Annotated in this window: 4 protein-coding genes; 1 reads left to right on the top strand and 3 read right to left on the bottom strand. The window is 35.1% G+C overall.

From position 1 onward, the window contains the following. Positions 1-193 precede the first annotated feature (193 nt). Positions 194-1561, bottom strand: coding sequence for an MFS transporter (locus tag FYJ58_RS14295; protein ID WP_154520358.1), 1368 nt, complete (start codon positions 1559-1561; stop codon positions 194-196). 38 nt (positions 1562-1599) lie between these two features. Further along, on the bottom strand, positions 1600-4650 hold the full coding sequence (locus FYJ58_RS14290) for a glycoside hydrolase family 2 TIM barrel-domain containing protein (RefSeq protein ID WP_154520357.1): 3051 nt from the start codon (positions 4648-4650) through the stop codon (positions 1600-1602). Positions 4651-4803: 153 nt separating this feature from the next. Between FYJ58_RS14290 and FYJ58_RS14285 the strand changes: the two genes are divergently transcribed. Then, a complete protein-coding gene (locus FYJ58_RS14285) occupies positions 4804-5664 on the top strand; it encodes a helix-turn-helix transcriptional regulator (RefSeq protein WP_154520356.1) in 861 nt (286 codons plus the stop codon). Positions 5665-5723: 59 nt separating this feature from the next. On the opposite strand, the gene FYJ58_RS14280 is transcribed toward FYJ58_RS14285, so the two are convergent. Beyond that, positions 5724-5939 carry a UDP-glucose 4-epimerase gene (locus FYJ58_RS14280; protein WP_205839283.1) on the bottom strand — a complete coding sequence of 72 codons (216 nt, stop codon included), beginning with the start codon at positions 5937-5939 and terminating at the stop codon, positions 5724-5726. Between the last annotated feature and the right edge of the window lie 198 nt (positions 5940-6137).

Below are 6137 nucleotides of genomic sequence, written 5' to 3'. Positions count from 1 at the left end.
AAAGATAAATAGCACAAAAACAAAAATATAGTACATATCGATGCAAACGAGCAAACAGCCACAGAGCCTATGAACACAGGCTTTGCGGCTGTTTTGTCTTTTGTTAACTGTCAAAGATGGGATTATACACTATTTCTGACGATTTGAGAAATTTCCTATAAAGGAACAAAGTGATATTTTGAATTTCCATGGATCACATGGATTTTATGAAGTTTTCATTTGCCTTTTCTACTTTCATTCTTGACATTATAAATGAAATAACAAGTGTAATGACTACCGGAAGCCATAAGTACATTATCTGTAACATACTGATAGCTGAATTTGGCTGTACAGCTAAAGTTCCTTTATATCCAGCAAGCTCTAATAACCATCCCTGAATAGCAACACCAAGTCCGCCACCAAGTTTCACACCTAATGATGTACAAGAATACATTGTTCCGTCTACACGTTTTCCTTTTGTAAGGTATGTATACTGAGAACACTCTGCGATTACGGCGTTCATATCTCCCTGCCATGGACCCATACCAAACGCTGCCACTCCTGTAAATAAAAACATTAATGGAAGATTTCCCATATACGCAGCTAATACTACTAATGCACGACCAAGTGTACCTAATGCATATCCATAAAAATTCAATTTGTACATTCCATTCCATTTTTGAACAAGAGATGGAGTAATAATAAGTGCAATAATAAGTGGAATATTGATTGCCCATGCAAAGTATGAGAAAAGATTTTCATTCCCCATTACATATTTCATGTAATAAGTACCAACACCAAGCATTGCTGAGTATAACTGCTGAAGAATATATGTTGCACAGATCATCATATAATATTTGTTAGCAACCAGTAATTTAGCAGCATCAATCAATGTATATTTTTCATTTTCAACTTTTACGCTGGTATCTCCGTCCTTTTCTCTAAGTTCTTCTTCAGGTAATTCTTTAATAGAAAATACGGAAAGTGAATTTGTGATAACACCAATAATTGCATATACAATAGCCACCATTCTCCATGCTTCAGCTCCACCGCCAAGTTTTGCTACAAAACCAATTGTTACAGCCTGGATTAATAAACTTGTTGAAAATGCAAAGATGAATCGGAATGAACCCATTTCCACACGTTCTTTATTGTTCTTAGTTATTAACGATGTAAGCGCTGAATATGCAATGTTATTTGCTGTATAGAATCCTGCGTTCAATAATGTATAGCAGATAAAAAACCATGCATACTGTGCTGTCTGTCCAAAGCTGGCTGGAATTGCAAAGATTCCTACAAGAGTAACTGCACATCCAAAGTATCCATAAAACATCCATGGTCTAGCTTTACCCATTTTACTTTTTGTTTTGTCAATCATGGAACCAAAGAACAAGTCTGTTACACCATCAAACAACTTTGATAAAGCAATCAGTGTTCCCACAATACCTGCATTCAGTCCAACAGTGTCTGTTAGATAGATCATTGCAAATGATGTAAGGAATGCATACACAACATTACCAGCAATGTCGCCTGATCCGTAGCCGACTTTGTTATACCATTTTAAATATTTCTTTTCGTTCATATCCTCGTTTTCTCCTTTGTCGTTTTCTCCTTTGTTCTTTATTTATATTTCTTGTATGGTATCAGCTTGATTCCGAATTCAAACTCTTTGCTGTCCAGTCTGTATTTTTCCAACAGGTCTGGTCCACAGCTGTTTGACCCAATACCACTTTGCGCATAATCAAGGCAAAGGATAGTATTGTCAGATGGCTGTAATTCAAAGTTATGTTTTTTTGCTGTCAGCTCTTCCTGTGTATACGCTGACACATTGAAACTAAACGATTTTTCGGCAAGCGCTTCTAATTTGCAATGAGCACTTTCTACGGTTACATAAGAGCAATCATAATGGCTGCCATTTTCCTGTGGTTTGATATAATCTTCATGTAAATCTTCGACATATCCACCATAGATTCCATGGCTGGAAGCTCTATGCTTATCACAGTAACTTTCCATCGGTCCCATTCCATAATACTGAACATAATCCATATTCTTATTCATAAACAAACGAAGTCCAAATCTCGGAAGCATTGGGAATTCCGGATGACGTTTTACTTTCATATTGAGACCAATAGCACCGTTTTCATCAATAATCCATGTCGTGTCCATATCTAAAATTCTTTGAACAGTATTTGCAACTAATGCCATATAACAATGGATATTCACTCTATTTTCGCTAATTTCTACGACAGTATCATACGCACGAGAATAAGCTTTATCATATTTTGCTCTATACCATTCCAGTTTAATGTACATATCATTATCTGTTGGTGCTCTCCAGATATTAACTTCCATCGGTTTTTCAATCTGATTAATTCCAGCATATTCTAATTTTGTAAACATACCGGTCTTTTTATCAAGCACATACTGGAATTGCTCTCCAAAAATGAATACAAACTCATCTGTTTCTTTTGTTAAAAGTGCCTTATTACTATCCCCAGACTCTTCCAGCTTCTGAATAACTTCCTGATTTCTATTATCTGCAGTTTCTAATTTCACTTCATCGAATCCAAGAAGGTGTCCTTCTGGAACTAATGCTACTTCTTTTGAAGAGTAATAATAAATTTCAAGGAAAGCATTTCCTTTTTCTGGAATTTTAATTTCTAATGAGGTCATTTCTGTGCATCCAGGTTTAATGGAAGGAGTCTCCAATGTTCCTTCTTCTACAACATGACCGTCACAAAGAACTTCATATTTCATCTGGATGTAGTCTTTCACATCTGTGAAATCTAGGTAGTTATGAAATGAAATATTTTTGGCTTTCTGATCAAACTCAGCAACTCTTAATGGACGATATACATTTTTATATTCTAGCAACCCTGTATGTGGTGTCCTGTCCGGATACACAAGTCCATCCATACAGAAATTACTGTCATGAACATCCTCGCCATGATCTCCGCCATAATAGTACATTTCTTGATTTTCTTCTGTATCACCTTTGTAAATAGCGTGGTCACACCATTCCCACACAAATCCGCCACACATGATTTCTTCTCTCTGGAATATCTGGAAATAATCCTCAAAATCCCCAGGACCATTACCCATTGAATGACAATACTCAATCAGAATAAACGGCTTGTCAGGATTACCTTCCAAATACTCATCAATCTCATTAAATGGAGGATACATTCTACTGAACATATCGAGATTAGAGAAGTCATATTTTTTCTTATCGCTGTGATATCTCGCACTTTCGAAATGAGTAAGTCTACTGTCATCAAATGATTTTGTCCACTTTAATGCTTCTTCAAAAGTACAACCATATGCACATTCATTACCCATAGACCAAATAACGATACATGGTCGATTCTTTTCTCTTTCCACACAAAGTTTTACTCTATCTACAGTTGCTTCAATGTATGCTGGATTATCAGAAATCGGTTCATTCCATCGTTTTGATTTATACTCAAATTCATCATTTGCAAAGTATATTTCTCCAGGACCGTGGCTTTCATTATCAGCTTCATCTACTACGAAAAATCCATATTCATCACATAACTGGTAGAAAAACGGTTGATTCGGATAATGGCTGGAACGAATCGCATTGAAATTATGCTGTTTCATCATTTCCATATCCTTTTTCATCTGATCAATACTGATAACAAATCCTGTAACTGGGTCAGAATCATGTCTATTCACGCCTCTGAAGATAATAGGTTTTCCGTTAAAAATAACTACATTGTTTTCAATATGAATTTCTCTGATTCCTATGCGTTCAGTAATTACTTCATGCTCTGTTTCTAAAATAAGAAAATATAAGTACGGGTTTTCTGGATTCCAAAGTTCTGGATTTTCAATTTCATATTCTAAAACAGTGCTTTCAGAAATTTCCTTTGAAGCAATAATTTCACTATTTGCTTTAGAAAGTGTTGCTTTTGCTAAAGTACCGTTGTTATTTAAAAATTTAACTTCAACTGTTACGATGGCTTTTGTATCTATGTATGAAGTCTTTACAAAATAGTCATAAATAATTTTTTCAGGACGATGTAAAATATATACATCATTGAAAATTCCACTCATACGGAATTTATCCTGATCTTCCATGTAACTACCATCACACCACTTTAAGACAAGCACTGCTAACCGGTTCTTACCTTCTACGAGAATATCTGTAATATCAAATTCACTTGTCGAATGTGACACCTGGCTATAACCAACATATTCCCCATTCACCCATACATAGAAACATGAATCAACACCTTCGAAATTCAAATATGCTTTTGGTGCATCCTTACATTTTTTGTAATCAAAATCATAAGTATATGTGCCACACGGATTATCGTGTGGTACGTATGGAGGATCAAACGGAAAAGGGTATTTAATATTTGTATACTGGTGTTTGTCGAATCCATAATTCTGCCACATTCCAGGAACAGTTACTAACTCATATTCTTCCCCGATAAAATCCTTCTCATAGAAATTTTCCTGCAATTCATAAATGCTGCTGTAATATCGGAAATTCCACTGATCATTTAATAACTGGAATCGATCCGACTCTTTTCTGTTGTGTACTAAAGTATGCATTATTTTAGATGCTGGAATGTAATAGCATCTGTTTGGCATTGTGTTTTCATGCAACACTTGAAGATTTTCGTAATGTTTTGGTACTATCATCTTTTTTCCCTCTCCTTGTTTTTACTATATTTAGTTTATTATTAGATGGTAAGTAATTCCATAAATTGCATTAGACAAAACATGCACAAAATGATATTATTAAATTAAACTTATACTTAGCGTAACCCCCACATAAGAAAGAGGTAGCAGTTTATGTATACAGATTCAGCATATTGGCATAATAAGGTTCTAGATTTCAAGGATAAAAGCAAGCCTATCATGGTATGTAGCTGTGGCACATATCATTTGTTCGCTCGTCCCAAACTTCCTACTCATCGTCCACGTGGTCGTCTTGACTGGCAACTCCTTTACATTGCATCTGGCAAGGCACATTTTTATTTCAACGGTGTTGAAGAAATAGTGACTGCTGGGAATATGGTAATCTATCGTCCAAAAGAGGAACAGCGTTACTATTATTATGGTACCGATCATACGGAAGTATATTGGGTTCATTTCACTGGCGGAAATGTAAAAAATATTCTTCGTTCGTATGGTTTTCCCGATGATGCTCACGTCATTCACACTGGAACTTCTCTGGAATATAAACGAATTTTTACCCAGATGATTCAGGAACTTAAGCTTTGTAAGGAAGACTACGAAGAACTTTTAGTTTGTTACCTCAAACATCTTTTTATCATGATTCATCGCCTGATTGATGTTAAACCTAAGAACAAGACACCTATCCTAATGGAAGAGATGAATTCCGCAGTTCGGTTTTTTCATGAAAATTACAATAAACCTATTTGTATTGAAGAGTATGCGTCAGAACACCATATGAGTGTCAGCTGGTTTATACGCAATTTCAAAGAATATACAGAACTAACCCCAACCCAATATATTCTTTCTCTTCGTATATCCAATGCACAAACGTTATTGGAATCTACAAACTATAATGTTACGGAAATTGCAGATATTGTTGGTTACGACAATCCACTGTATTTTAGTCGAATCTTTAAAAAGCAAAGTGGAATGTCTCCATCTGAATTCCGCAAACAATTACAACCATCTCAATAACAAATTATCCAGAAGGGAGTTTATCATGATGTGATTGCTCCCTTTGTCATATAACGCACTTATACGTTTTTATACCCATTTGGATGATTCTTATGCCATACCCAAGCCGTCTGGATTATTTCTTTCAAACTATTATGTTTTGGTTCCCAGCCTAGGATTGCTTTTGCTTTTTTAATAGAAGTAATTAAAACCGCTGAATCTCCTGCCCTTCTATCCATTTCAATATAATTCTTATTAGTATTAGTTCCTCTTTGTTCTGACGAATCTGGAATCATTCATTTGGCGGTACTCCTGAATTGAAGTTTTTGACATAGATCAGATTTGGTCTTCCCAAACCACGCCTGTCTATTAAGTTATACTTAAAAATGTACAATAAATATTAAATAAGAATGTACAAATGTTATGATATATGAGCTGAAGGAGGAGCTCATCATGATCATTAAAAATCAAATCATAACAGATATAATAATAAA

The organism is Velocimicrobium porci, from assembly GCF_009696045.1.
Lineage (GTDB): Bacteria > Bacillota > Clostridia > Lachnospirales > Lachnospiraceae > Velocimicrobium > Velocimicrobium porci.
This window is presented reverse-complemented; position numbering and strand designations above follow the sequence as displayed.